Consider the following 25,873-nt stretch of genomic DNA (forward strand, 5'->3'; position numbering starts at 1 on the left):
GACAGCGCTAGCGCCCAATTGGCGCGCTTTTTGCAATTCCTCTTAAAACATCACACAGACATTGCACCACACGATGATCAAGCCACGCGAATTCTTAGGGGGCTCCTCAGGACACGCCATGTATCAGCGTTTACTCGAACACCTCACCACCGCAGTGCTGCTGCTGGACGGTGAACTGCGCGTCTGCTGGATGAACCCGGCCGCCGAAGCGCTACTGGCGGTCAGCATTAGCCGCGTCAAGGGCATGAGTCTGGATACGCTGCTGGGCTGTGGCGAAAGTATCGATAATGTATTGGCCAAGGCGCGCGACGCCTTTCACCCTTATACCCAGCGCGAGGCGCGCATTACCCCGCTCAACGGCGAGCCACTCACCGTGGACTACACCGTCACGCCGCTCTCGCCCGGCGAGCTTTTACTCGAAGTGGAGCCGCGGGACCGGCTAATGCAGATCTCCCGGGAGGAGGCGCTAACCACCCGCCAGGAAACCATCAAGGTGCTGGCCCGGGGCCTGGCTCACGAGGTGAAAAACCCGCTGGGCGGTATTCGCGGCGCGGCCCAGCTTCTCGAGCGCGACCTCGACGACCCGGCGCTTCGCGAATATACCCATATCATCGTTCAAGAGGTCGACCGGCTAAAAGACCTGGTCGACTCCATGCTCGGCCCTCATCACATTACCCGGCACGCGCCGGTCAATATTCACAAGGTGCTCGAGCGCGTGCGCACGCTGCTGCTCGCCGAGCATCCCGATGTGGTCATCTCGCGGGATTACGACCCCAGCTTGCCGGATCTTTCCGGTGACGAATCCCAAATGATACAGGCGGTGCTGAACGTGGCGCGCAACGCCGTCCAGGCCATGAACGAAGCCGAGACGCCCTCCCCGGAGCTGATTCTGCGTACCCGCGCCAAGCGCCAGTTCACCCTGGGCGCGGAGCGCCATCGGCTGGTGAGCGAAGTGGGTCTGATCGATAACGGCCCGGGTATTCCCGAGGCCCTACGCGCGACGCTCTTTTACCCCATGGTCTCCGGGCGCGCCGAAGGCAGCGGCCTGGGGCTCTCCATTGCTCAGTCGATTCTGCATCAACATCAGGGATTGATCGAATGCGACTCACACCCCGGACGTACCGAATTTCGTCTGTTAATTCCGTTGGTCAATAACATTACCGGAGACGCGTCATGACTGAGGCGACACAAACCGATGTTTCACGGGTGGTCATCGTCGATGACGACCGCGCTATCCGTTGGGTGCTGGAGCGCGCCCTGGCGCAGCCGGATCTTGACGTCGAGTGTATCGAGCGCGCCGATACCGCCCTTGACCGGCTCTTGAGCGACCCGCCGGATGTGCTGGTCACCGATATTCGCATGCCGGGGATCGACGGGCTGGATTTGCTCTCGCGCGTGCGCGAGGCGCATCCGGATCTACCGGTCATCGTCATGACCGCCCACTCGGATTTGGACAGCGCCGTGGCCTCCTATCAGGGCGGGGCTTTCGAGTACCTGCCCAAGCCTTTCGACGTGGACGAAGCGCTGGCACTGGTGCGTCGTGCGGTCGCCCACGCTCGCGAGCGTCAGCGCCCGGTCAGCGTGCCGGAAGGCCTCAACGCCGAGATCATCGGCGAGGCGCCGGCCATGCAAGAGGTGTTTCGCGCCATCGGGCGGCTGTCGCACTCGCACATTACGGTGTTGATCAACGGCGAGTCCGGTACCGGTAAGGAGCGCGTTGCCCAGGCACTTCATCAGCACAGCCCCCGCGCCGGTCACCCGTTTATCGCGCTGAACATGGCGGCGATTCCGAAGGATCTCATCGAGTCCGAACTGTTTGGCCATGAAAAGGGCGCCTTTACCGGCGCCGGTGCGCAGCGCCAGGGCCGTTTCGAGCAGGCCAACGGCGGCACGCTTTTTTTGGATGAGATCGGCGACATGCCGGCGGAAACGCAGACCCGCTTGCTGCGCGTACTGGCCGACGGCGAGTTCTACCGGGTGGGCGGGCATACCTCGGTGAAGGTCGACGTGCGTATCATCGCCGCCACCCACCAGAACCTTGAGTCATTGGTGGACGAAGGGCGCTTTCGCGAGGATCTGTTCCACCGCTTGAACGTGATCCGCGTTCACCTGCCACGGCTCTCCGAGCGCCGGGAAGATATCCCGCGGCTTACGCGTCACTTTCTGGCCGAGGCCGCCAAGGAGCTTTCGACCGATATCAAGGTGCTCACAGCGGACGCCGAGACACACCTGACCAAACTGCCTTGGCCGGGTAATGTGCGCCAGTTGGAAAACATCTGCCGGTGGCTAACGGTCATGGCGTCCGGGCGTGAAATATTGATCGAGGACCTGCCCCCGGAGCTGCGTACCATCAGCGCTTCGTCCGCCGGGGGCCAAAGCGATTGGCGCACGGCCTTTCGCGGCTGGGCGGACCACGCCCTGGCCGAGGGCCATACTCACCTGTTGGAAGAAGCGGTGCCGGATTTCGAGCGCATTTTGATCGAAACCGCGCTCAAGCACACCGGCGGGCGTAAGGGCGAAGCCGCCGAGCTTTTGGGCTGGGGGCGCAATACGCTGACCCGCAAGCTAAAAACGCTGCTGCCCGCGCTGGCGGATGAAGCCTAGGGTCTGTCTGAAAAGTCGGCGAGCGAAGACAAGACAAGGCAAAAATTGGCGAAAAAACGGAGTTTACATGTGTAAATGAGTATTTTGAGCCAATTTTTAACGCCGTATTGTCGAGCGCAGGCACTTTTCAGGCAGAGCCTAACTAACAGAAGTAGCCGCGCCGCGTCAGGCGCTTTGGCAAAGGGTTAGAAACTGCTCGAAGTCACGCAGAATGAGTTCGAGGCTTGCGTGCAGGCGGTGGTCGTCATCCACCATGCGAAGCCCAAGCCGCTGGCGGCGGGCGTGTTCGATGACCGGGCCAAAAGGCACCACGTCGTCCTGCCAACCGTGAATGATATGCGTGTGCCGGGCCTGAAGCGTCACCGTCGTTTCCGGGTACTCTGCCATGCCAAGCGCCGGCGCCAGTAAAAAACAGCCCAGCACCGGGTAGCGTTGGCTGACCGCCGCGCTCAGAAAACCGCCCAGGCTCGACCCCGCCAGAATACACTGGGCGGGGTCGTCGCCTCGGGCTTGCAAAGTGGCGAACAGGTGCTCGAGGCGTGCCTTGAAGCTCGGTTGGCTGCGGTAATCCATCACGACCGGCTCATAACCTTCATGACGTTCTACCACGCCCTTGAGCGCTTGCACTTTCAGTGCCTCGGGGCCGCTTTCCAAACCGTGGGATAAATAAACCTGTTTCAAAATTACTCCGCTGCGTCCTGAATGACCGAGCCCCCCTGTTCAATATCCTCCCCGGCGCCACGAATCGTGTTGCAGCCGCTTACCAATAAAAGTGTCATCAACAGCAGTAAACCCATAGCAAGAGCGCGTGTCATTGGCGGATACCTGTCGTAAGGATAGAAGCGGGGGCGATTCCGGGCAGCGCGTTAGCGTCGGCTGCCTCAACACTACTTTAGCCAGCAATGCGTACTTTGGTAAGCACTATTTACAGGTTTCCCGGTCGCCGGGCTAGCGCGTAGAGCGAGGGGGGATCGGCCCGGGTAAGGCCAGGCTGTGCCATCGTGACCAGCCGGGGGTTGGTTATTGTCGCATGTGCCATTTTTATACAAGATTTGACCTCTTTTGCACGCTTAAAAGCGACAGACTTGGCTTTTATTTATTTTTTAATTAATTGATTTTTATTGGTTTTATTTTTTATTTGGGCATGTTGGCCCGTGCCATGCAACGTTATGGGCAGTAGCCACCGCGTTAAGTGATGAAACCCTTAAAACGGTTTGAGCAGGCTACAGGATAGTAAGGACGGCATGGAGCCAACAGAAGATGGATTTTAATGGACACTAGCCTGCTCACTCGCACCGACGCAGGATCGCGTCGGCATCAAGGCTAAGGAGCGGCGGCGATGCAAACTGGCCATTTCGTTTAAGCGAGATGGCTTTTTTGCGTTCATAAAAGATTATTAATTGACTGATATTTATACCTAATTTGCCACGTCAAAGGCAGCCTACGAACGTCTGTATGAAATTTTATACAGATGGCGGATCCTTTTTGGTCTATCCTCAGGGATAAACCAATTCAGCGGCTATAAAACGTCAACGTAACAGCCGTCTACTCAGGGATACGCGTCATGGCAATGGCATTGATGTTCGTCATGTTTATACTGTTTTTAGGCTTTTCTGCGGTGGGCGTCTACGTGATGTTCAAGACGTCCTTCATGACGCCGGAAGAGCTCGACGATATTCCCCCGGATCTCAAGTAAAGGCGTCGACCGCGACCCTGTCCGGTAGCGTATTCAGCACCGGGGCTTTTGTTTTAATCACACCGTTCACTCCCACACCCATCATCCAACGCCAACGCCCGCTTATGCGGGCGTTGGCGTTTCACGAGCAGCGTTTCATTCGTTGGACTCACCCTGCCAGCGGCCCTTGCCGCCCTCGGGCACCATCCGGCCGAAATACAGCAGCCCGAACGCCAGCCAACCGGCGGTCAAAAGTCCGGTGAAGATGAGAATGGCGAGCGGGCCAAATTCGGCGATCAGGGGCAGGGCGGCAGCGGTAAAGAGCCCGCCGCCTACGATGGGCTCGAACATCAGCTGCTTATAGCCAAAGCTTTCGAGCGCACCGGACTCGTTTTTAGGGTCGGCCATGCGCATGAGCAAAAGCCCGGTGACCGTCACGCCCATCGATTGGCCAAAGTCGCCGATGCCACGCTCGAACCAGTGCTCGGGGATGATACGCGGGGCCAGCACGATCAAAACGAATAGCCCCCAGGCGATACCCGCAAACGCCAGCAGCAAAAACGGCACGAGGTATTCGCTTAGCGTGGTGAGCGAAAGCGTGGCGAGTGCGGCCACGATGGTAAAGTCCAGCGCGGTGCCCGCAATGCGCGACATGGTGCGCGTCGACACGTGGCGCTCCCAGCCAAAGCGCATGATGATCAGCTGTACGACCACCCCGCCGATCATCGCAATCGGGAACAGCGGCACGTGGGCAAGAATTTCGAGCCCGCCGTCGCTTGCCCAAGTGACCTGCTCGATCCATTGAAGCCCGGAGAGGATTAGCCAGCCGAGCACGATGGCTATGCCGACCAGGCCAATATGCAGGCTCAGCGGGTCGGTGGTGCCGGCCTCCTGGTTAAGGTCCTTTTTGAACTCGCTGAACTCTTCCGTCGAGGGGCGCTCGTCATCGCGCATGGTTTCGTCCGGCGTTTCTTCTTGCTCTTCCTGGCCCAGAGTGACCACTCCACGCCGCGCGGCAATATTGATCATCACCGTACCGATCAGCACGCCAGAGACGATACCTACCGTGGCAAGCCCCAGCGCTAAATCGGCGCCTTCGGCAAAGCCCAGGTCGGCGAAGGTGTCGGCCATGCCGGCGGCCGTACCATGGCCGCCCTCGAAGCCGATTTCGATCAGCGCCCCGGCCATGGGGTTCATGCCGAACACCGGCGCTAACACCAGCAGCGCAAGCGTTAGCCCCACCACGTACTGCCCCCAGGCCATGGTTTGTCCCACCACCACCTGAGGCCCTGCGCGCATCCAGATCGTGCGAAGCCCTGGGATCGTTTTACCGATGAACAGGGCCGCGAACACCACATTGATCAAAAGCCCGGGCAGCGACGACCAGCTCTCCTGCACGTAGCCGGGGAAAAGCCCCGGGCTTTCTTCGAATAGGGTCGGCATGAAGCGCCCGATCACGTCCGGGCCCAACAGCAAAAGCAAAAGCCCCGCGATGACGGAGCTGGGCAGAAAGAGGCGGCGAAGCCAGGGCAGTAGCAAGCGGATGGCGTTGCTTAACAATAGCGCCAGGCCTATCAATACCAGCGCAATGAAAAGCTCACCTACGGTCATGGTCATGTCATCACTCCCTGATGATCGGCATTGGAGGGGCAACGTTTGCAAGGTACATAAACGTTAGGAGTGATTTAACCGTAGTGGTTTTTGGGTAAAAGCGCTACGCAATGCGCTACGGCATGACATAAAGGCTCAGTAGCGCAAAGCCGTAGCCAATCGCCGCGCCGGCCAGTACGTCGCTTACATAGTGAAGGCCAAGGCCCACCCGGGAAAGGGCGATCAAGGCGCTTAGCGGCAGCACGACCACCAAAAGCCAGGGCGTATGCGCGGCGACCATCACGCTGAACATCACCGCGTGCATGGTGTGCCCGCTTGGAAAGCTGTAGCGGTCGCGGGCGGGTTCGCCGCAGTGCACGCCGCCCAGGTAGGTGATAAACGGCCGCTCCCGACAAAGCCGGGTTTTGATCAACCGGTAAACACACAGGGCGATCAGGGCGATGGCGCTGTACTGCATCACCCGGCGGTTGCCGTCCGGGGTTAGCCAGGGCTGGGCGGCAATCAACAGTACCCACACTGGCCAATCGCCCAGTTTACTGGCGGTTTGTAGTACGACCCGCCAGGCCGGGTTCAGTGACAGGCGAGTGACGCGCTGGCAAAAGCGCCACTCCCACACATCAAGACGATCGAATACGACAAGTGGGCGAGAGCGCATGGTGGGCCTCCTGGGCTTTTTGTAGGTAACGCTTGAACTGCGTGGCAATGCCGGTCCAGCTGTGTTCGAGCACGCCAAGCCTGGCCGTGCGCCCGAGCCGAGCGTAGTCGGCGGGGTGCTGGCAAAGCTCGGCGGCGGCGTGATGAAAGCCGGCCGGGTCATCCGGGTCGATGCTGACGCCGTTGTCACCACTGCGGATCAATTCGGCGCTGGCGGCGTGGTTAAAGGCGACCACCGCCAGGCCGCTTGCCATGGCCTCGGTAATCACGTTACCCCAGGTTTCGGAAAGCGACGGAAATACGAAGATATCGGCGCTGGCGTAGTGGCGCGCAAGCGCCGGCTGGTCCAAAAAGCCAGTAAAGTACGCCTGGGGCAGCGCTTTTTGAAGCTGCTCCCGGGCCGGGCCGTCGCCCACGATCACCTGGGCCATATCCGGGCGCACTTCGCGCATCGCCTGGAAGGTTTCCACCAGCAGCGTAAGGTTCTTTTCCGCCGCCAGCCTCCCTGCGTACAGCGCAACGCCCTGATGTTCGTTGACGCCCCACTGCGCTCTCAGCGTATGGTCGCGGTGCGCGGGCGAGAAGTGCTCGGCGTCGATCCCCCGCGAAAGAACGTTGACGCCGCGAATGCCTTGGCTTCGCAGGGTGCTGGCCTGCGCGTGGGTGGGCACCAGCGTGAGCGCGCAGCCGTTATGAAAGTGGCGCAGGTAGCGAAGCGTGGCGGCGCTGAGCCAGGACATGCCGTAGTCATGGCAGTAGTGATCGAAGTTGGTGTGCCAGCCGGCTACGCAAACCACGCCCAATCGGCGCGCCGCTCGGCGCGCGGCAAGCCCAAGCGGGCCCTGGGTGGCCAAATAGATGACGTCTGGTGGGTGCTTTTGCCAAAAACGGGCAAGCTTGCCCGGGCTTGCAAGCCCAACCTGCACCTCGGCGTAGCCGGGAAGAGGCAGGCGATGAACCTGCAGCTCCTCGCCAAACGCCGTGATATGCCCGCCCGCACGGGGTTTGGGGCGCACGATATCGATATGTACGCCCTGGCGTTTTAGCTCGTGAGCGAGGCGATTGAGTGTATGGGCGACTCCGTTGATATCCGGCGCCCAGGTCTCACTCACTATACAAAGCCGCATGTGCCTCGCTCCTTCCCTCAACGTTTCACCAAGCGTGGCAAAACGTCATGACAAATCCGGGTCACGCGAGTGAACAACTAATGACAACACCGCCCGCGCTTACCTTCACTCTTTTACATAACATCTAAATATTTAATTTATATGTACAAATTGATATATTAGGAGAATTTTATTTTTATCGCTTTCAGCGACAGACTTTAAGATTACTGCAATAAAAACCTACTAGAGTTTGTTTCGCTAAGGGGTTGGTGGTGGCCCGGGAACCCGCCTGGGGGCTCATGTCACGCGCTTATTAAAAAATGAAGCAGCAACGACTGCTGTTCACTGCAATGGGATGGTTCATGTTTAAAAAAACGGTACTGGCGCTGGCGCTCACAAGTGCATTCACAGCAGCGGGCGCACAGGCGGCCAGCGTTTATGACGAAGACGGCACCGCCGTCAATGTCTACGGGCGGATCGCCATGGGGGTCGAGGGGGGCGGTCTTAACGATGGTGTGAATAACGGCGCCGAGTTTCGCGATTTCAGCTCGCGCATGGGCTTTAAGCTACAACAGCAAATAGCGCCGGACCTTGCCGCGTTCGGTCGCCTGGAGTGGCGCTTCAACGGTGATGAGCGCAGTCGTCCGGGTTTCAAGGAACTACGTAAAAGCTACATCGGTGTCGAGAGCAGCCGCTTTGGTACGTTTACCGCGGGTAACTTCGACAGCTTCTACGATGACTACGTCATGGCGGTTTTCGACGTCTACGTGGGCGAAGGTTACGAGTTCGCCGGCGGCGGTCTGCAGGCGCGCGGTGACTCCATCGGTTACGAATCACCGGAGCTCGAAGGTTTTCAGGTGGTCTTCGCCGCCAAGCACTTCTCCGAGCGCGGTTTGACCGTCGACGAGCAAACCAGTGAAGGCAGCGTAGTCGCCACCCAGGGCGGCGTAGTGTACGAGGCCGGCCCTGCGCGTTTGGCGGTGGGTTATACGGAAGACACCGTACGCGGTGGCGGTAACGGCAAAACCCGCGTGGGTACCACCGCTGCCTACACTGCAAGCGACGCCTTCCAGGTGCGCGTAGGCTACGAGACCCGCGGCGACAGCAGCACGTACGGCGGCGGATTCGACCGCGTCGGCCTGGGCGCGACCTACACCTACGACGCGCTGGCCGTGTACGGTGACTACTACCACATCGACCCGGACAACGACGACAAGCGCAACGTCTGGGCGCTGGGCTCGCTTTATAACCTTTCCGATGATTTCGACGTCTTTGCCGAGCTCTACGAGTCCGACCTGGATTCCCTCGACCGCTACGACGATAACGACCTCTACTACGCAGTGGGTGCGCGCTACTACTTCTAACAAGGCACCCTTGCGGCCAGGCGCCTGCTTTGCGCAAGGGCCTGGCTAACTGGCACTACTCGAATCGATCTTTAGCCGGTACGGTGAAACCCCGTACCGGTTTTTTGCGTCGCATGGGGGTAAGCGCTTACGCGGGAATCAGCGCTCGTCGCTGCGGTTATCGATGGTCTTGCGGTATTGATCGATGAACGGCTGCTCCGCCTTGTCGATGCGGTCCATACCGGCGACGACCCGGTGCCAGTAGGGGTATTGCGGCGCCGGGCGGGTGGCAGCTTCCAGGCGCTCGATCTCCTCGGCGCTCAAGGTGAGCTCCGCGGCGGCCAGGTCGTCCTTCAAGTGCTCTTCGTTACGTGCACCCACGATCAACGACGTCACGCCGGGGCGATCCTTGAGCCAGGCAAGGCAGGTGCGTGGGATCGAGGTGCCGTGGGCTTCGCCGATCTCGGCCAGAAGCTCGATGATGTCGTAAGCGCGTTCCATGTCGTGCACGTAGGGCTCGGGCCAGCCGTTGCCCTGGCGGGTGCCTTCCGGCGCTTTCTGGCCGCGGCGCACCTTGCCGTTGAAGAGCCCTTCGCCCAGCGGCCCCCACACCAGCGTACCGATGTTCTGATCGATGGCCAGCGGCATCAGCTCGTATTCCGCTTCACGGGATTCCGGCGTGTAATAGATCTGCTGGCTGATCGGGCCCGCCAGATTGTGAAGCTCGGCTTTACCGATGGTCTTCATCATCTGCCAGCCGGTGAAATTGGAAGTGCCGTAGTAGCGAATCTTGCCGCTTTGCACCAGGTGATCGAGGGCGTAGAGCATCTCCTCGACCGGGGTCACGCCGTCCCAGTTGTGCATCTGGTACAGATCGATGTGATCGGTGCCCAGGCGCTTCAGGCTCGCTTCACACGCGTTGATCAGGTGGTAGCGCGAAAAGCCGCTGTGGTTGGGGTTGTCGCCCAGCGGGCTTCGCGCCTTGGAGGCGAGAATGATGTCGTTACGCTTCTCACCCAGCGCCTTGCCGGTGATCTCCTCGGCCTCGCCCATGGAGTAGAGATCGGCGGTGTCGATCAGGTTCACGCCGGCGTCCAGGGCCATGTCGATCTGGCGCTTGGCGCCGGCTACATCGACACTTGCGGCTTTTTCGAAGCCGGCGCTGCCGCCAAACGGCACGGTGCCCAGCACGATTTCAGAAACCAGCAGGCCAGAGTTTCCCAACGGGCGATATTTCATTTCGGCAGCATCCCTGTTAAACGAAAGTAGTATTGCATTTGCTCGTGAGCATGGCGGGTTTAAGCCTAGGTGATCGTCTGTATTTGTCAAAGGCTCGGCGGCCCCCGCCGGCCGGGTCGCTTCGCCGCGAAAAAGTGTGTTTTGGCGCCAACAGAAGAGGCGGGCCCTTAATAAACGTCACAAATGCTGTTAATAATTATAGAGAATGCGATTTGGGCGCGGCGCCATCGTTTCGCCAGCGCAACGAATAAAACAGGATTAAAAGGAATTGCCATGTTGTCATCGAAAAGCGGGTCCTGGGGGATGGGCGTATCGGCCGGTGCATTGATACTCGCGTTCTCGCCCAGCGTGCTCGCCGCCCCCTACACGCTCACTATCTTTCACACCAACGACCTGCACGGGCGTACTGACCAGTACCCGCAACTGGTGAGCGCCCTCGACGAGGCGCGCAGCCAGTTCGGCGAGGGCCTGTTGCTCGATGCCGGCGATATCTTCTCCGGCACGCTCTACTTCAACGAGTTTCGCGGCCAGGACGCCGTCGCGTTCATGAACCGGATGGGCTATGACGCCTTCGTGCCCGGCAACCACGAGTTCGATTTGAACGACCCGGACACGGGCCACCAGGCGCTGGCGGATCTTTTCACCGCTGCCGAGTTTCCCATTGTGGGCGCGAATTTGGATTTCTCCGCCGCGCCGGAGTTTGCCGAGCTGCTGGGGGATTCGATCAGCGCCGAGCCCACACCTGGGCATCTGTACGATGGCGTCATTGTCGAGCACGGCGGCGAGCAAATCGGTATTTTCGGGCTCAGCACGCAATCGAGCGAAGACGTCTCGAGCCCGGGCAACGTGACCATCGGGGATTACCGCGAAGCGGCCGAGGCGATGGTGGCGGCGTTTGAAGCCGAGGGCATCGACAAGATCGTCGCGCTCACGCACCTGGGCTATGAAAGCGACCCGAGCGTGGGTAACGACGTGCTGCTCGCCCAGCATGTGGAAGGGATCGACGTGATCATCGGCGGGCACAGCCACACGCGCCTGGACGCCCCCGTGGTGATCAGCGAAAACGACCGGGGCGAGCCTAAAACGCCCACCGTGATCGGCCAGGCGAACGAGTACGGCAAGTACCTGGGGGTGATGCAGGTCACCTTCGACGATGACGGTGTGGTGACGGACGCCACCGGCGAGCTGCTCGCCACCGAAGACTTCGAGCCGGATCTCGAGGCGGCTGCGATGCTCGAACCCTACACCGCGCGTATCGAAGAAGTGCGCGATACCCAGGTAGGCGCCCACCTTGATACAGCGCTTCCCAACCCGCGTCACGGCAATGGCGACGAGGCGAGCGTGCGCGCCGATGAGACGGCGCTTGGAAACCTGATTGCCGATGGCCAACTGGCCGCAGCTCGCCGGGTGAACCCGGACACCGTACTGGCGCTGCAAAACGGCGGCGGCGTTCGCGAGCCGATAGCGGCGGGGGATGTGTCTGTTGGCGAGCTGATCGCGGTGCAACCCTTCGGTAACCGGCTGACGCTGATGGATGTCACCGGCGCCGAGCTTCTCGAGACCTTCGAGATCGCTCTCGCCAACGCTCCGGAAGAGAGCGGCGCCTTTCTGCAGGTCTCCCGCGGGGTCGAGGTCGTGTATGACAGCCGCGAACCGGCCGGCGAGCGGGTGGTGAGCCTGAAAGTGACCCAGGACGGCGAGCTTATGGATATCGACCCGGCGCGTACCTACGTGATCGCTACCAACAACTTCACCGCCGCCGGGGGCGACAGCCATACCGCGCTCGAAGCAGCACATGATGACGACCGCAGTCATATCGTAGGCAACACCGACTGGGAAATGCTGCGCGACTACATGGTGGCCGAAGACGAGGTCGCGCCCCAGGTAGAAGGGCGCATCGTGGATTTGGCGCGGCAGTAGGCGTACTAGCCCGTACGCCTACCGGTGTCGTTATTGAACGGGTGAAGCGCTTCGCGAGCGACATAAAAGCGCAGCGTTTCACCCTCTTTTACCGGCGGCTGGCCGCTGGTGCGAATCACCGTGGGCTGGTCGCTATCCAGCAAACGCACGTAGAGGTGGCTCTCCGCCCCCGCGGCCTCGAAGAGCTCCAGGGTGGAATCGACCACCAGGTGCGGGGCATCGGGTGGGGTCAGGCGCATGTCGTCCGGGCGAATGCCGACCACGTCGGTATCCGGCGGCAGGTCCGCCAGCAGCTCGCGGGCGCCGCGGGTTTGCAGGTACTCTAGCGCTACCATGTTCATCGCCGGTGAGCCGATGAACCCGGCCACGAACATCGACGCCGGGCGGGCGTAGATCTCCATGGGCGTGCCCACCTGCTCGATTTGTCCGGCGTTCAAGACCACCAGCCGGTCGCCCAGGGTCATGGCCTCCAACTGGTCGTGGGTCACATAAAGGCTGGTGGTTTTTAGCCGGCGCTGGAGCTGTTTGATTTCTACGCGCATCTGCACGCGCAGCTTGGCGTCCAGGTTAGAGAGCGGCTCGTCGAACAAAAACGCGGCGGGCTCGCGCACCAGCGCCCGGCCCATGGCCACCCGCTGGCGCTGGCCGCCGGAAAGATTGCGCGGCTTGCGCGGAAGGTACTCTTCGATCTCGAGCATTTTGGCCGCTTTGCGCACCCGCTCTTCGATCGCGGGCTTTTTGAAGCCGCGGTTCTTGAGCCCGTAGGCCAGATTGTTATACACCGTCATGTGCGGGTAGAGCGCGTAGTTCTGAAACACCATGGCGATATCGCGCTGGGCGGGCTCTAACGTATTGACCACCCGATCGCCGATTTTCAGCGTGCCCTCGGAAATCGTCTCGAGTCCGGCGACCATGCGTAAAAGTGTGGATTTCCCGCAGCCCGACGGCCCCACCAGCACCACGAATTCGCCGTCCTTGATGGCCAGGTCCACACCTTTGACGGCCTGCACGTTGCCGGCGTAGGTTTTCTTGAGTCCTTCCAGGGTAATACTGGCCATCCTATTTCTCCGTCTCGGTCAGGCCTTTCACGAACAGCTTCTGCATCAACAGCACCACCAGCACCGGCGGCAGCATGGCAAGCGTCACCGTCGCCATGATCAAGTTCCAGGCGGGCACGCGATCAGACGACGCCATCAGCCGCTTGATGCCCAGCACGATGGTGTAAAAGTCCTCGTCGGTGGTGACCAAAAGCGGCCACAGGTACTGCACCCAGCCGTAGATGAACATGATGACGAACAGGGCGGCGATATTGGTGATCGACACCGGAAGCAAGATGTCCTTGAAGAATTTCATGGGCCCGGCGCCGTCGACCCGGCTGGCCTCCATCAGCTCCTCGGGCACGGTCATGAAGAACTGGCGAAACAGAAAGGTAGCGGTGGCCGAGGCGATCAGCGGAAGCGTGAGCCCAGCGTAGGAGTTGAGCATCCCTAAATCCGCCACCACCGCGTAGGTGGGGATGATGCGCACCTCGACCGGCAGCATCAGCGTGATGAAGATGAGCCAGAACGCCAACATACGAAACCGGAAGCGAAAGTAGACGATCGCGAAGGCCGAAATGATCGAAATCGCGATCTTGCCGATGGCAATCGTCAGCGCCATGATCAGCGAGTTGCCCAGCATCAGCCATACCGGCGGCGCGCCGCCCACCTGCCAGCCCGAGGTCAGCATCTGCTTGTAGGAGGCCCACATGTTGTCGCCGGGTAGCAGCGGCATCACCCCGCGCACGAAGGCGCCGGGTTCGTGGGTCGAGGCGATGAACGCCACGTACACCGGAAACGCCACCACCAGTACGCCGGCAATCAATACCAGGTGGGTCAGAATGTTCAGATAGGGTCTGTTTTCGACCATGATGGATCCCTGTGCCTAGTAGTTGACGCGGCGTTCCACGTAGCGGAACTGGATGAACGTCAGCACGATCACGATGCCCATCAACATGACCGACTGGGCGGAGGACGAACCGATGTTGAGCCCGGCCACCCCGTCGGTGTAGACCTTGTAGACCAGCGTCATCGTCGCCTGGCCCGGCCCGCCGCCGGTGGTGGCGTCGATCACCCCGAAGGTCTCGAACATCACGTAGTTGATGTTGATGATCAGCAAGAAGAAGGTGGTCGGTGATAAAAGCGGGAAGACGATGGTCCAGAAGCGTTTGAACGGCGTGGCGCCGTCGATGGCCGCGGCCTCGATCAATGAATGGGGTACCGACTGAAGCCCGGCCAGAAAGAACAGAAAGTTGTAGGAGATCTGCTTCCAGGCGGCGGCGATGGTGATCAGGATCATCGCCTGGCTACCCGAGACCCGGTGGTTCCAGTTGATACCGAACCAGTCGAGCAAGTGGGGCAGAAGGCCGATGGTCGGGTTGAACAGAAACCACCACAACACCCCGGCGACCACCGGGGCCACGGCGTAGGGCCAGACCAGCAGCGTGGTGTAGAACCGGGCGCTTTTCAGCACCCGGTTGACGCACACCGCCAGTAAAAGCGCGGTGCCCATGGAAAGCGCGGTGACCGAGACGGCAAAAATCGCCGTGCGCCCCAAAGCGTTCAGGTAGCTGGGGTCGGCCAGCACCCGGGCGTAGTTGGCAAGGCCTACGAAGGTGGTGTTGAAGCCGAAGGCGTCGGTGCGCTCGAAGCTCGACTTCACCGCCTGGGTCGCCGGCCAGATAAAGAACACCAGGGTGATCGCCAACTGCGGCGCTAACAAAAAGAAGGGGAGCCACCGGCTTTGATAGGTGGAGCGTTTGGTCTGCATGAGGCGTCCTGTTGAACCCGGCCCGGAGAAAGCCCACCCATAGGTCCGCGTCGTCGGGCGTATAGGTGGGCCCTCACAACAAACCCCGGCTTATAGAAGCCGGGGTTCGAGTGGTGCCGCTAAATTAGTTATTGGCGGCTTCGAAGTCGCGCAGGATCTGGTTGCCGCGCTCTACCGCGTCATCCAGCGCTTCCTGGCCGCTCTTGTTACCCGCCAGCACCGCCTGGAACTCTTCATCGAGTACCATGCGTACCTGGGTGTAATTGCCAAAGCGCAGGCCCTTGGAGTTCTCGGTGGGTTCGTTGAGGTTGATCTGCTCGATGGCGATATCCGCGCCCGGGTTCTCGTCGTAGTAGCCCTGCTCTTGGGTCAGCTCGAACGCGGCGGTGGTGATCGGCAGATACCCCGTGCCCTGGTGCCACTCGGCCTGTACCTCGGGCAGTGACAGGTACTCCAGAAACTCCGCGACGCCGGTGTACTCGTCGTCTTCGTGGCCGGAAAGGACCCAAAGCGTGGCGCCACCGATGATCGAGTTCTGCGGCGCGCCGTCCACGTCGTCATAGTAGGGCAGCATGCCAAAGCCGACTTCGAAGTCCGAGTTGGCCAGCACGTCCGCCCGCGATGCGGAGGAGTTCATGTACATCGCGCAGTCGCCGGAGTAGAACGCCGGGGCTGCGTCCGGGCCGTTGGCCGGGCCGCCGTAGCTATACACACCGCTATCCGACCACTCCTTGATCTGATCCCAAAAGCGCGCCTGCTCTTCGCCGTTAAAGGTGAACTCGGTTTCAAGGCCGCCGAAGCCGTTCTCCTGGGTGCCGATCGGCAGGTCGTGCAGCGCCGAGAAGTTCTCAAGCCCCACCCAGTTGGCCGCGTAGGCCATGGTGAAACCACAGGACGCCGCGCCTTCATCGACGATCTGTTGACCCATCTCGCCCATTTCCTGCCAGGTGGTCGGCGGGGTTTCCGGATCGAGGCCGGCCGCTTCGAAAGCGTCCTTGTTGTAGTAGAGAATCGGCGTGGAGGAGTTGAACGGCATGGAGAGCATGTTGCCGTCGGTGTCGGTGTAGTAGCCGGTCACCACGGGCAGGTAGTCGTCCGGATCGAAGTCACTGCCGTGCTCTTCCATCAGCTCGAAGACCGGGTAGATCGCGCCCCGAGCGGCCATCATGGTGCCGGTGCCGACTTCGTAGATCTGGACGATGTGCGGCTGCTGGCCGGCGCGGAAGGCGGCGATGGTGTTGACCATCGTCTCTTCGTACTCGCCACGATACGAAGGATTCACCCGGTATTCGTCCTGGGAGGCGTTGAAGTCCTCGGCCAGCGCGCTCAGGCGCTCGCCCAGCTCCCCGCCCATGGAGTGCCACCAGGTGATCTCGGTGGCGGCCTGGGCGGAAACGCTCAAGGTAGCCGCCGCGATGCCTACAGAGAGGGCACGTAACGTGAAACGAGACATAAAAGCTCCTTTAGGGCCTGGGATCGGCCGGGTGGCACAGTACGTTTAGGGCGTTTTTTTTGGTTGCACTGAACATTAGTGAGTGTACATGACATTTTGATGAACGCTACGCGCAGCCCCCGGTTTGCTCATGCAACTTTGGCCGTAGGCGGTGCGCCCCCGGCGGTGATAGGGTAATGAAAAGACGTCAATCAAGGGCCACGCCATGACCGATGCACAAGCGCTACTCAGCCAACTGGTTGCTTTCGATACCACTTCCCGCGGCTCCAACCTGGCGCTGATCGAATTCGTCGAAGGGTATCTCGCCGAATACGGCGTTACCTCGGAGCGGGTAATGAGCCCTTGCGGCACCAAGGCGAATTTGATCGCGCGCATCGGCCCGGACGCCCCGGGCGGGGTGATGCTCTCCGGCCACACCGACGTGGTCCCGGTCGAAGGCCAGCCCTGGTCGACGGACCCTTTTACGCTGGTCGAAGGCGACGACGACCGCCTGTTTGGTCGCGGTACCTGCGACATGAAAGGCTTCATCGCCTGCGCGCTGGTCATGGTGCCCGAGTGGGTGAAAGCGCCGCTCAAACAGCCCATTTACTTCGGTTTTTCCTATGATGAGGAGATCGGCTGCGTCGGCGCGCCGGCGCTGATCGAGCGCTTTTTCGATCACTACTCGACCACCGCGCACGTGATCGTCGGTGAGCCCACCAGTATGCAGCCGGTGGTGGCGCAAAAGGGCGCGACCAACCTGCGCACTACGGTCACCGGGGTCGAGGCGCACAGCAGCCAGGTCAACCAGGGCACCTCGGCCATTCACGTGGCCGCGCGTTTGGTCACCTTCATCGAGGACACCATGGCCGCCCTGGTGGAAGAAGGGCGTGTGGATGAGGCGTTCAACGTGCCCCACACCAGCCTGCACGTAGGCCGCATCCGGGGCGGCACGGCGATCAACATCACCGCCCGGGAGTGCCAGTTCGAGTGGGAGATCCGCCACCTGCCCACGGACACCTTCGAAGATGTTTTCGCTCGTTTCGAAGCGTTTGGTGAAACGCTCAAGGCCGAGCTGCAGGCCCGGGGCAAAACCGTCGACATCGCCACCGAGGCGCTCAACGTCACGGTGCCGGGCCTGGCCGATCGCGACAACGACACGGTGCTGCGCCTGGCCAAGGAACACTTGCCAGGGCAGTGCTGCAACCACGCCGTGGCCTACGCCACCGAAGCCGGCCAGTTCCAGGGCCAGGGCCTGCAAACCATCATCCTGGGGCCGGGCAGCATCGCCCAGGCCCACCAGCCCGACGAGTACATCGACAAAAGCGAGCTCGCAGCGTGCCTGGATTTCATGACCCGGATGGGCAAAGCGCTCGAGTCGCCATTTTCCTAGGCTCTGTCTGAAAAGTGCCTGCGCTCGACAATACGGCGTTAAAAATTGGCTCGCGCGCGAGTCCGATCAAAATACTCATTTACACATGTAAACTCCGTTTTTTCGCCAATTTTTGCCTTGTCTTGTCTTCGCTCGTCGACTTTTCAGGCAGACCCTAACCCCCGCCCGCTTGGGCGTCGGTCAACCTCGCTAATCGGTTCCCCGTATCGCGAAGAAGGTGTCGCGATAAAGTGTTGCGTCATGTCCAGTATCATTAGGATAATGTGAAATAGCGATAGACTATTTTGCCGATAAGCTTGGTTAATTGAGGAGGTAGCGGTGAGCGGGAAATTCAATCTATGGGCAGGTGCTGCCGCGGTGCTGCTACTGGCGGGCTGTGGAAGCGACTACCCGGATCAGGCAGAAATTTCCGCCGAGGGCGGGCTCGACCCCTCCATGGTCGATCAGACTCGGCAGGCGCGGGTGTACTACTTCGATGAACAAGCCATCGATGAAGCCACCGAGTTACAGCAATTCAATAGCGCTTTGACCGCATGGCTGGCCTCGCCCGGCGACGAGCTACCCGACGTTGAGTTTCCTGACGATGCGCAAGAGCTCTGGGAAGCGACGCAAACGTTCCAGCAGCAGCGCGAAAACCAGGACGCGGTTTGGCGTGCGCATCTTGAAGAAAGTACGGCGCCGCTGGAAGCCGAACTGGAAACCGAGCAAAGCGAGCTTGCAAAGCTCGAAGAGACCCAGGCAGCGTTTGACGAGGCGCTGGCGCCCGCGGATCAAAAAATAGCGGAATTGGAAGCGCGCATTGAGGAGACGGTCGAGCGCCAGGCCGAGATGGAGCGGGCCGTGGTCGAAGGCTGGAATGACTATATTCTGGAAAACGATCTGGCGGTCAGAACGCTCGACCCCGAGCGCAGCCGGGTATTTTCCTATGGCGGCAGGACGAACACCGATAGCTGCCCCGCCTCCACCGACGACGTGACGGTGGACCGCCTGGCAGAGGAAGATACCTGCTATCGGCTCTGGCTGCCGGATGAAACGCTGCACCCCGCGCCCATCAACGAGCAGTATGCCGCCTTGTTTGACGAATACCGCGAGCTTTCTGAGCTGCGCGGGCGCCCGTACGGCGTGCAAAGCGAGGACGATACGCTTAATCAGCAGCTTCGCGAGGCAAAGGAAGAACGCTCGGCAGATTTGATTCGCGCTGAAAACCGCAACGGCGATCACCGTCAGCTGGCACGCGAGCTTGGCAATACCGAGCGCCGGATCGGCAGAATCCAGCAGCAGCTCGGCAGAGCGGAAAGCGAGCGAGCGCGGGAAACCTTCGAGCGCAATCGGCTACGCGAACACCGTAACAACGTGCAGCAGCAGTTGGAGCGCTATGTCGCGTTGGAAGCGAACGCTATCGTCGAAAGTGTCGCCCACTCCGAGGCATCCACCGCGTCGGCGTTTGCACTCGAACATCACGCAGAGCTGCTGGTCTTCGACCTTCCCGTCAGCACCTTCCTGGGCACGGGCAATCTGCTGACCCTCGAAGACATGCGCGAGCCCGGCGAGCAGGAAACCCTCGACGTCGTGCTCAGCGACGCTCATTCACAAATGGTATCCCAACGTGAACTGTACACCGGCATCGTCGAGCAGGTAGCGCTCGCGGGCCAGGCATTCGGTGAGTAAGCGGAACAAAAACACCCGCCTGGGCGGGTGTTTTTTGACAAGCCGAGCCGTGCTTACAGGCCGGGCAACTTTTCGGGGAGCGGGTGCTCCTCATAAAGCTCGGCCTTGGCGTCGCGCATGACGTCTTCACAGGCTTGCTGGTGAGCCAGCTGGGTGATCAGGCCCTGGGTGACTTCAAAGCCCTTGGCCAGGCAGGTGTCGACCTCGGCGCGGCTCACAAAAGGTGAAACATGGCAATCGATCTTGATCGTACGGCCACCGCCTTGAAGGCGGTCGGCAAACCGACGCAATCGCCAGGCGATGCGCTCTTTCCAATGGGCTGATTCTACTGCGCCTTCGTTTACGCTAAACGTGCACTGCCACTCCGGTCTGTATACCTTCATGAGAACCTCCGATGCGTCTGGAAAGATGGTTTGGTCGTGTTTCGTACTCCGTCTTTTTTGGTAATGTGACTCTGCTACTATACCCGCATAAACCGTCACCGATACAGGAAAATGGCCCCGCGCACGTGCGTTAATAGGGCCACCGTTATGACCTCGAGCCTGCTTACAAGTTGCCCCTGCGATAGCACCGCGGCGTACAAGGCGTGCTGCGGCGCTTATCATCAGGGCGCCATCGCCCCCACGCCCGAGGCGTTGATGCGCTCGCGCTACAGCGCCTTTGCCCTCGACCTGGTCGATTACCTGAAAGCCACCTGGCACCCCAGTACCCGGCCCGAGCCCTTGGCCCCGGACCCGGCCACGCGCTGGAAGCGGCTGGTGATCGAACACGCCGCCACACCCGAGGACGGGCGCGCAACCGTCCATTTCAAGGCCTTTTTTCAGGAAGGCGGCTGGCACGTGCTGGAAGAGGTCTCGCGCTTCGTGTTGGAAGACGGGCGCTGGTGGTACCTGGATGGCGAGCCGCGCTTGGATAAATTAAAACCCGGGCGCAACGAGCGCTGCCCGTGTGGAAGCGGGCGTAAGCTCAAGGCATGCTGCGGTGGCTAGCACTTCAAGCGGCCCCCCCGCCGATAACGAGCCCCTTCAGGCGCCTTGGTACCTTTACCTGCTCGAATGCCGGCGTGGCACCTACGCCGGCATCACCAACGACCTGGCCAAACGCTACCAGGCGCACTGCGCAGGCAAGGGCGCGCGCTACACCCGCGCCAACCCGCCCCTGGCGCTGCTTGGCGCCCAGCCCTTCGCCGACCGCAGCGAAGCCAGCCGTGCCGAGTACCGGCTAAAGCAGCAAACGCCGGGCGATAAACGCCGCTGGGCAGCACGCTGGCCCTGCGAGCTGCCCGACTGACGCAGGTGCGGCTTTCCTGCGTTTTTTTGATGGAAGGCGGCTACGCGGTGGACGATATCGGTCGTAATGTGGTAAGCGTACTGCAGGGATTTGAAGAACCCCGCCGCGCGGCAGGTGACAGCGCGCGCTAATTCGGGCAGTCTAGCGCCCTTTGCAGCCAGAATGGGTTGTGTACCCGGTTTGAGTGGGCGAACCCGCAAAGGGCAAGGAGTAAAAGCGTGGCAGTGTATGGCGGTATTCAGGCACACGAAGTGGAGCGTTGGCTAAATGCCTTGGTCAACGCCGCTTTCGACCGGCGCTGCCCGCTCTCCCGGGTGCACGGCGGCACGGCGCGCGCGCGTACCGCCCGCCAGGACCTGCTTTGCCTGGCCCAATCCTTTCGCGGCGAACAGGGCGCAAGCGACATGATCGCCGACAGCCTGAGCCGCTGGTGCCAGCACTACCTGACCGAAACCGAGTGGTACGTGCTGGTCAGCGGTAAAACGCCGAAAGCCGAGGCGCCGGCGCCGGCACAAAGCGGCGGGGAAGAAGCCCTACCCGAATCTCTCGAGGCGCTTTTGCAGCACAAGGTCGGGTGAGCGGCGGGTTATCGAAGCCGCTGCCGCGCTGTTACAATGGATGAATGAACAGTGCCCTCTCTGGTCCGGCCACGGCCTCCCTCGATGATCCCTTCTACTACCTGACGAATTTTCGTTACGTACTCGCCTGGGTGGCCGAGCGCCACCGTGATCTGCTGGGCGAAGAGGAAACCACCTTTCTGGCGGCGTTCGACGCGCTGCCAAAGCCCTCCCAGGCGCTGCTGGCGCGCATGGTGATGCGCAAGGGCGAGCTGTTTAGAACCGGGAAGCTCACCTACGCCGAGATCGGCGACACCGACCAGGCGCTCATGCCGCTGTTTGAGGCGGGCCTGGTCGAGCCGGCGCCGCATCTGACCAGCGCCGAGCTTTTCCACCACCTGCGTTTGAGCGAGCTCAAACAGGCCCTGGCCGGCGCCCTGCGCGCCGCCGGGCTTGGCGCCTCGCCCTCCAAGAAAACTCTGTTGGAAACCCTGGTGCCGTCGCTCGAGGCCGTACAGCCGTTAAAGGCCTGGTGGCCACAGGCGCCGGATCGAATCGTGCGTCTCAACGTCATGGCCACCTGCGACCGGCTACGGCTGATGTTTTTTGGCAACCTGCGCCAGGATTGGGCGGAGTTCGTGCTGACCGAGCTTGGCCTACAGCGCTTCGAGCCGGTGGCGCTTTCGCCAAACGCCCGGGCGTTTGGCCACCGAGGCGAGGTCACCACCTACCTGGCGCTTCACCGCCTGCGCGAGCGGCTGGCCGAGGGCGAGCCGCTCGCGGCGCTTTATGAGGCGCTTCCGCCTTCCGGCGATAACCGTTGGCTCGCCGGCCGGCGGGACCGGCTGCTGGTGAGCATGGGGCGCGAAGCCGAACGCGGCGGCGACGGTGAGCTTGCCCTGACGCTTTACCACGCGGCCACGAGTAGCGATGCCCGCATTCGCGCGCTGCGCTTGCTCGAGCGCCTTGGCCGGCACCGCCGTGCGCTGGAAAAGGCCCGCGAGGCGCTGATGGACGCCCCCATTGAAAGCGAACGTCAGGCGCTTCAGCGGCTGGTACCGCGCCTCGAACGGCGCCTGGGCGGGCCGCCGGCGCCGCGTAGCCGCGCGGCAAACGTGCCCGAACGAGTACTCACGCTCTTGGGGCCGCAGCCGGTCGAGCGCGCCGTGGCCGAGCACCTGGCCGCCCCCGAAGCGCCGGTTTACTACGTGGAAAATTGCCTGATCACCGGGCTTTTCGGGCTGTTGCTGTGGCCGGCGATTTTCGCCCCGCGACCGGGGGCGTTTTTTCATCCCTTCCAAAGCGGGCCGGCGGATCTCTACCGGGAGGACTTCGCCGAGCAGCGCGCGCAGGAGATCCACGCCTGCCTGGCCCAGCTCGAGGATGGGCGCTACGCCGACACCATCCGCGAGACTTTCGCCGCCAGGTACGGCGTTGCCTGCGCTTTCGTGCACTGGCCTGTCTTGAGCGAGGCGTTACTGGACACCGCGCTTCGCTGCATTCCCGCCGCGCATCTACGCGTACTGTTCGAGCGCCTGCTGGGGGATTTAAAACACAACCGGGCGGGCTTTCCCGACCTGATTCAGTTTTTCCCCGAGGGTGAGGCGGGCCCGCGCTATCGCATGATCGAAGTAAAAGGCCCCGGCGACCGGCTGCAGGACAATCAGCGCCGCTGGCTCGACTGCTTCGCGCGCCACCAGATGCCCGTCGAGGTGTGCTACGTGCGTTGGCAGGTCGGCGCGTGAGCGAGTACCGGATCGCGGTACGCGCGCTATGCGAATTTACCGCCCGCCAAGGCGATCTCGACTACCGCTTCACCCCCGCGCCCAGCGCCCAGGAAGGCATTGCCGGGCACACCCTGGTGGCCAGCCGTCGAGGCGAGAGTTACGTCGCGGAGCTGCCGCTATCCGCTACCTTCGAAGGCCTAAAGGTATCTGGCCGGGCGGATGGCTATGACCCGGACACCCACTGCCTTGAAGAGGTGAAGACCCACCGGGGCGATCTTTCGCGCATGGCGGACAACCAGCGCGCCCTCCACTGGGCCCAGGTGAAGGTGTACGGCGCGCTTTTGTGCGCCGAGCGCGGCTTTGAAAACGTGACGCTGGCGCTGGTCTACTTCGAGATAGCCAGTCAGCGCGAAACCCGCCTGACGGTCGAGGCGAGTATTGATGAGCTCCAGGCGTTTTTTGCCGAACAGTGCCGGCGCTTTTTGAGCTGGGCGAAGCAGGAGACCGCGCATCGCGAAGCTCGGGACCGGGCGCTTACCCAACTGAGTTTCCCCCATGCGCGCTTTCGCCCCGGCCAGCGCGAGCTGGCCGAGAACGTCTTCAAGGCGGTCAGTACCGAGCGCTGCCTGCTCGCCCAGGCACCCACCGGTATCGGCAAGACCCTGGCGACGCTGTTTCCCATGCTGGCCGCCATGCCCCGCAAGCAACTTGACCGCGTGGCCTTTTTGACCATGAAAACCCCGGGGCGGCGGCTGGCCCTGGAGGCGCTGACCACGCTGACCGCCTCCAGCGCCGCGCCGCTTCGTGTGGTGGAGCTCACCGCGCGTAGCAAGGCCTGCGAGTATCCGGACCGCGCCTGCCACGGGGAGGCCTGCCCGCTGGCCGCCGGGTTTTACGACCGCCTGCCCGGGGCGCGCCAGGCCTGCGTCGAGCGTGGCTTTTTGGATCGCGCCGGGCTCAGGGAGGTGGCGCTGGAACACGACGTTTGCCCTTATTATCTGGGCCAGGAAATGGCCCGCTGGGCGGATGTCGCGGTGGGGGATGTGAACCACTGGTTCGACGCTCACGCGCTGCTCCACGGCCAGGCCATCGCGACAGAGGCGCGGGTGGGTCTGCTGATAGACGAGGCACACAACCTGGTCGAGCGCGCCCGCGGCATGTACAGCGCCGAGATCTCGCAAAAGCGTTTCAACCGCGCCAAAAAAAGTGCCCCGGCCGCGCTCAAGGGCCCGCTCAATCAGCTGGGCAAGCAGTGGCAAACCTTGGTCGATGCAGGTAATGCTCAGGCCACCGGCGAGGCGAGCTACCGGCTGTTGGAGGCACTACCGGGCAAGCTGGTCGGCGCGCTCTACAAGGTGGCGAGCGCCATTACCGAATACCTCGGCGAGCAGCCCCAGGCCGCCGGGCTGGAACTTCAGGAGCTTTTGTTCGAAGCACTCGGGTTTTGCCGGCTGGCCGAGCAGTTCGGCGAACACTCGCTTTGTGATTTTACCCGCCAGGGCCGAGGCCAGGCCGTACTGGGTATCCGCAACGTCATTCCGGCGGATTTTCTCACCCCGCGCTTTGAACGCGCCCACTGCGCGGTGCTGTTTTCCGCCACGCTGACGCCGGGGCGCTACTACCGGGATCTATTGGGTCTGCCGGCGGACACCGTATGGCGCGAGGTGGGCTCGCCGTTCGCCGCCCACCAGCTCAGCGTGCAGGTCACCCCGCATATCTCGACCCGCTTTCGCGACCGCGCGGCCTCGGTCGACCCCATCGTTGAAACGCTCGCCGCCCAGTACCAGCAGATGCCCGGCCACTATCTGGCGTTTTTCAGCAGCTTCGCGTATCTCGAGGCGGTCTACACGCGCTTTCAAAGCGCCTGGCCCGAGATCCCCAGCTTTGCGCAGACGCGGGGGATGGGCGAGGCCGAGCGCGACGCGTTTCTGGCGCGCTTCACCCCCGGCGGGCGGGGTGTCTGCTTCGCGGTACTCGGCGGGGCCTTCGGCGAAGGCGTGGATCTGCCCGGCGACCGCTTGATCGGCGCCTTTATCGCCACCCTCGGCTTTCCGCCGTTCAACGCCTTCAACGAAGCGCTCAAGGCGCGCCTTCACGCCCGGTTCGGTCAGGGCGAGGAGTACACCTATCGGATCCCCGGGATGATCAAGGTCGTACAGGCCGCCGGGCGGGTGATCCGAGGCCCAACGGACGAAGGCGTGGTGGTGCTGATGGACGACCGCTTCAACCAGCCGCCCATCCGCGCACTGCTGCCCGCCTGGTGGGCGGTGTGAATCAGACAAAACTGATATATGATGAGCCGTTCAATTGACTTCGGTCGAAAAGACTTCTTGTATCACTTTGATTGAATCAAACGGGGCCATAAATGAACGCCATCAAAGATGCTTTCAAGCATTACGCCGATTTCAAAGGGCGCACACGCCGCAAAGGATTCTGGCTTTTTATCCTCTTTTCGTTTCTGACGAGCATGGCATTGGGCCTGCTAGATAGACTGTTGTTTCTGGATAGCAACGTGCCGTTCGAACAACAGTCCTCTGGCCCGCTCGGAATCGTCTTTTCTCTCGTGATCATTCTGCCTACGCTAAGTATCAGCGTCCGTCGCCTGCACGATACCGGTCGGCGAGGGTGGTGGCTGTTGTTGCCGGTGGTTTTGCTATTGCTCTGGTTCGTGCTCGTTATCATGTTCACCCAAGTTGCGTTAAGTACGGCGGGGCAGGCCATGTTCTATGTCTCACTCACAGCGAGCTACATCGTGATACTGGTCTTTCACGTGCTTCCCAGCCACGGCGATAATCGCTTTGGCCCCGCGCCCTATCCGGCGCTGACGTCGCCCTGATTCAGAGGTG

Annotated in this window: 24 protein-coding genes; 13 read left to right on the plus strand and 11 right to left on the minus strand. The window is 61.6% G+C overall.

What is annotated here, in order from left to right; genetic code table 11:
* Positions 1 to 118: 118 nt before the first annotated feature.
* Together glnL and glnG are read left to right on the plus strand one after the other, a co-directional pair.
* Positions 119 to 1,177: a nitrogen regulation protein NR(II) gene (glnL, locus tag ACWHVV_RS01155; protein ID WP_447927704.1), complete on the plus strand. Its 1,059-nt coding sequence runs from the start codon at positions 119 to 121 to the stop codon at positions 1,175 to 1,177.
* Complete coding sequence (glnG, locus tag ACWHVV_RS01160; protein WP_447527459.1) at positions 1,174 to 2,604, plus strand: nitrogen regulation protein NR(I); 1,431 nt, start codon at positions 1,174 to 1,176, stop codon at positions 2,602 to 2,604. Before glnL ends, glnG begins: the two co-directional genes overlap by 4 nt.
* Positions 2,605 to 2,769: 165 nt before the next feature.
* Here glnG and ACWHVV_RS01165 read toward each other — a convergent pair whose 3' ends face one another.
* A complete protein-coding gene (locus ACWHVV_RS01165; protein WP_447927705.1) occupies positions 2,770 to 3,285 on the minus strand; it encodes a YqiA/YcfP family alpha/beta fold hydrolase in 516 nt (171 codons plus the stop codon).
* 2 nt (positions 3,286 to 3,287) lie between these two features.
* Positions 3,288 to 3,419, minus strand: a complete 132-nt coding sequence (locus ACWHVV_RS01170; RefSeq protein ID WP_447527461.1) for an entericidin A/B family lipoprotein — start codon at positions 3,417 to 3,419, stop codon at positions 3,288 to 3,290.
* A gap of 749 nt (positions 3,420 to 4,168) precedes the next feature.
* Here ACWHVV_RS01170 and ACWHVV_RS01175 point away from each other — a divergent pair.
* The gene (locus ACWHVV_RS01175) at positions 4,169 to 4,300 is read left to right on the plus strand and encodes a hypothetical protein (protein ID WP_447527462.1); all 132 of its coding nucleotides are present in this window, start codon (positions 4,169 to 4,171) and stop codon (positions 4,298 to 4,300) included.
* A gap of 135 nt (positions 4,301 to 4,435) precedes the next feature.
* Here the strand turns inward: ACWHVV_RS01175 and ACWHVV_RS01180 are convergent, their stop codons facing one another.
* From ACWHVV_RS01180 to ACWHVV_RS01190, 3 genes are all read right to left on the minus strand, one after another.
* A complete protein-coding gene (locus ACWHVV_RS01180) occupies positions 4,436 to 5,896 on the minus strand; it encodes a sodium/glutamate symporter (protein ID WP_447927706.1) in 1,461 nt (486 codons plus the stop codon).
* Positions 5,897 to 6,005: 109 nt separating this feature from the next.
* Complete coding sequence (locus ACWHVV_RS01185) at positions 6,006 to 6,545, minus strand: phosphatase PAP2 family protein (protein ID WP_447527464.1); 540 nt, start codon at positions 6,543 to 6,545, stop codon at positions 6,006 to 6,008.
* Positions 6,508 to 7,671: a glycosyltransferase family 4 protein gene (locus ACWHVV_RS01190; protein ID WP_447927707.1), complete on the minus strand. Its 1,164-nt coding sequence runs from the start codon at positions 7,669 to 7,671 to the stop codon at positions 6,508 to 6,510. Before ACWHVV_RS01190 ends, ACWHVV_RS01185 begins: the two co-directional genes overlap by 38 nt.
* Positions 7,672 to 8,012: 341 nt before the next feature.
* Between ACWHVV_RS01190 and ACWHVV_RS01195 the strand changes: the two genes are divergently transcribed.
* Complete coding sequence (locus ACWHVV_RS01195) at positions 8,013 to 9,014, plus strand: porin (protein WP_447927708.1); 1,002 nt, start codon at positions 8,013 to 8,015, stop codon at positions 9,012 to 9,014.
* Between the two features lie 138 nt (positions 9,015 to 9,152).
* Here ACWHVV_RS01195 and ACWHVV_RS01200 read toward each other — a convergent pair whose 3' ends face one another.
* Positions 9,153 to 10,232, minus strand: coding sequence for an aldo/keto reductase (locus ACWHVV_RS01200; protein WP_447927709.1), 1,080 nt, complete (start codon positions 10,230 to 10,232; stop codon positions 9,153 to 9,155).
* 273 nt (positions 10,233 to 10,505) lie between these two features.
* Here ACWHVV_RS01200 and ACWHVV_RS01205 point away from each other — a divergent pair, with 273 nt between their 5' ends.
* Positions 10,506 to 12,152 (plus strand): bifunctional metallophosphatase/5'-nucleotidase, encoded by a 1,647-nt coding sequence (locus tag ACWHVV_RS01205; RefSeq protein ID WP_447927710.1) that lies wholly within the window; start codon positions 10,506 to 10,508, stop codon positions 12,150 to 12,152.
* A 5-nt stretch (positions 12,153 to 12,157) separates the two neighbouring features.
* Here the strand turns inward: ACWHVV_RS01205 and ACWHVV_RS01210 are convergent, their stop codons facing one another.
* The 4 genes from ACWHVV_RS01210 to ugpB all read right to left on the minus strand — a co-directional run bounded on the left by ACWHVV_RS01210 (position 12,158) and on the right by ugpB (position 16,413).
* Positions 12,158 to 13,210 (minus strand): sn-glycerol-3-phosphate import ATP-binding protein UgpC, encoded by a 1,053-nt coding sequence (locus tag ACWHVV_RS01210; protein ID WP_447927711.1) that lies wholly within the window; start codon positions 13,208 to 13,210, stop codon positions 12,158 to 12,160.
* A 1-nt stretch (position 13,211) separates the two neighbouring features.
* Positions 13,212 to 14,060 carry a sn-glycerol-3-phosphate ABC transporter permease UgpE gene (gene ugpE / locus ACWHVV_RS01215; RefSeq protein ID WP_447527470.1) on the minus strand — a complete coding sequence of 283 codons (849 nt, stop codon included), beginning with the start codon at positions 14,058 to 14,060 and terminating at the stop codon, positions 13,212 to 13,214.
* Between the two features lie 15 nt (positions 14,061 to 14,075).
* Positions 14,076 to 14,960, minus strand: a complete 885-nt coding sequence (gene ugpA, locus ACWHVV_RS01220; protein WP_447527471.1) for a sn-glycerol-3-phosphate ABC transporter permease UgpA — start codon at positions 14,958 to 14,960, stop codon at positions 14,076 to 14,078.
* Between the two features lie 124 nt (positions 14,961 to 15,084).
* Entirely contained in the window at positions 15,085 to 16,413 is a 1,329-nt protein-coding gene (gene ugpB, locus ACWHVV_RS01225) for a sn-glycerol-3-phosphate ABC transporter substrate-binding protein UgpB (protein WP_447927712.1), read from the minus strand.
* Positions 16,414 to 16,618: 205 nt separating this feature from the next.
* Between ugpB and argE the strand changes: the two genes are divergently transcribed.
* A complete protein-coding gene (argE, locus tag ACWHVV_RS01230) occupies positions 16,619 to 17,785 on the plus strand; it encodes an acetylornithine deacetylase (protein ID WP_447927713.1) in 1,167 nt (388 codons plus the stop codon).
* A 318-nt stretch (positions 17,786 to 18,103) separates the two neighbouring features.
* Positions 18,104 to 19,453, plus strand: coding sequence for a hypothetical protein (locus tag ACWHVV_RS01235; RefSeq protein WP_447927714.1), 1,350 nt, complete (start codon positions 18,104 to 18,106; stop codon positions 19,451 to 19,453).
* A gap of 53 nt (positions 19,454 to 19,506) precedes the next feature.
* On the opposite strand, the gene ACWHVV_RS01240 is transcribed toward ACWHVV_RS01235, so the two are convergent.
* The gene (locus ACWHVV_RS01240) at positions 19,507 to 19,836 is read right to left on the minus strand and encodes a hypothetical protein (RefSeq protein ID WP_447894899.1); all 330 of its coding nucleotides are present in this window, start codon (positions 19,834 to 19,836) and stop codon (positions 19,507 to 19,509) included.
* A 147-nt stretch (positions 19,837 to 19,983) separates the two neighbouring features.
* Between ACWHVV_RS01240 and ACWHVV_RS01245 the strand changes: the two genes are divergently transcribed.
* The 6 genes from ACWHVV_RS01245 (at position 19,984) to ACWHVV_RS01270 (ending at position 25,863) form a co-directional block, all read left to right on the plus strand.
* Positions 19,984 to 20,442, plus strand: a complete 459-nt coding sequence (locus ACWHVV_RS01245; protein ID WP_447927715.1) for a YchJ family protein — start codon at positions 19,984 to 19,986, stop codon at positions 20,440 to 20,442.
* Positions 20,435 to 20,743 (plus strand): GIY-YIG nuclease family protein, encoded by a 309-nt coding sequence (locus tag ACWHVV_RS01250; protein ID WP_447894901.1) that lies wholly within the window; start codon positions 20,435 to 20,437, stop codon positions 20,741 to 20,743. Before ACWHVV_RS01245 ends, ACWHVV_RS01250 begins: the two co-directional genes overlap by 8 nt.
* Positions 20,744 to 20,961: 218 nt before the next feature.
* Positions 20,962 to 21,321 carry a hypothetical protein gene (locus tag ACWHVV_RS01255; protein ID WP_447527478.1) on the plus strand — a complete coding sequence of 120 codons (360 nt, stop codon included), beginning with the start codon at positions 20,962 to 20,964 and terminating at the stop codon, positions 21,319 to 21,321.
* A gap of 44 nt (positions 21,322 to 21,365) precedes the next feature.
* Positions 21,366 to 23,045, plus strand: coding sequence for a VRR-NUC domain-containing protein (locus tag ACWHVV_RS01260; RefSeq protein WP_447927716.1), 1,680 nt, complete (start codon positions 21,366 to 21,368; stop codon positions 23,043 to 23,045).
* A complete protein-coding gene (locus tag ACWHVV_RS01265; protein ID WP_447927717.1) occupies positions 23,042 to 25,300 on the plus strand; it encodes an ATP-dependent DNA helicase in 2,259 nt (752 codons plus the stop codon). Before ACWHVV_RS01260 ends, ACWHVV_RS01265 begins: the two co-directional genes overlap by 4 nt.
* A 92-nt stretch (positions 25,301 to 25,392) precedes the next feature.
* Complete coding sequence (locus tag ACWHVV_RS01270) at positions 25,393 to 25,863, plus strand: DUF805 domain-containing protein (protein WP_447927718.1); 471 nt, start codon at positions 25,393 to 25,395, stop codon at positions 25,861 to 25,863.
* Positions 25,864 to 25,873 lie beyond the last annotated feature (10 nt).

This window comes from Vreelandella sp. EE27 (assembly GCF_968206495.1).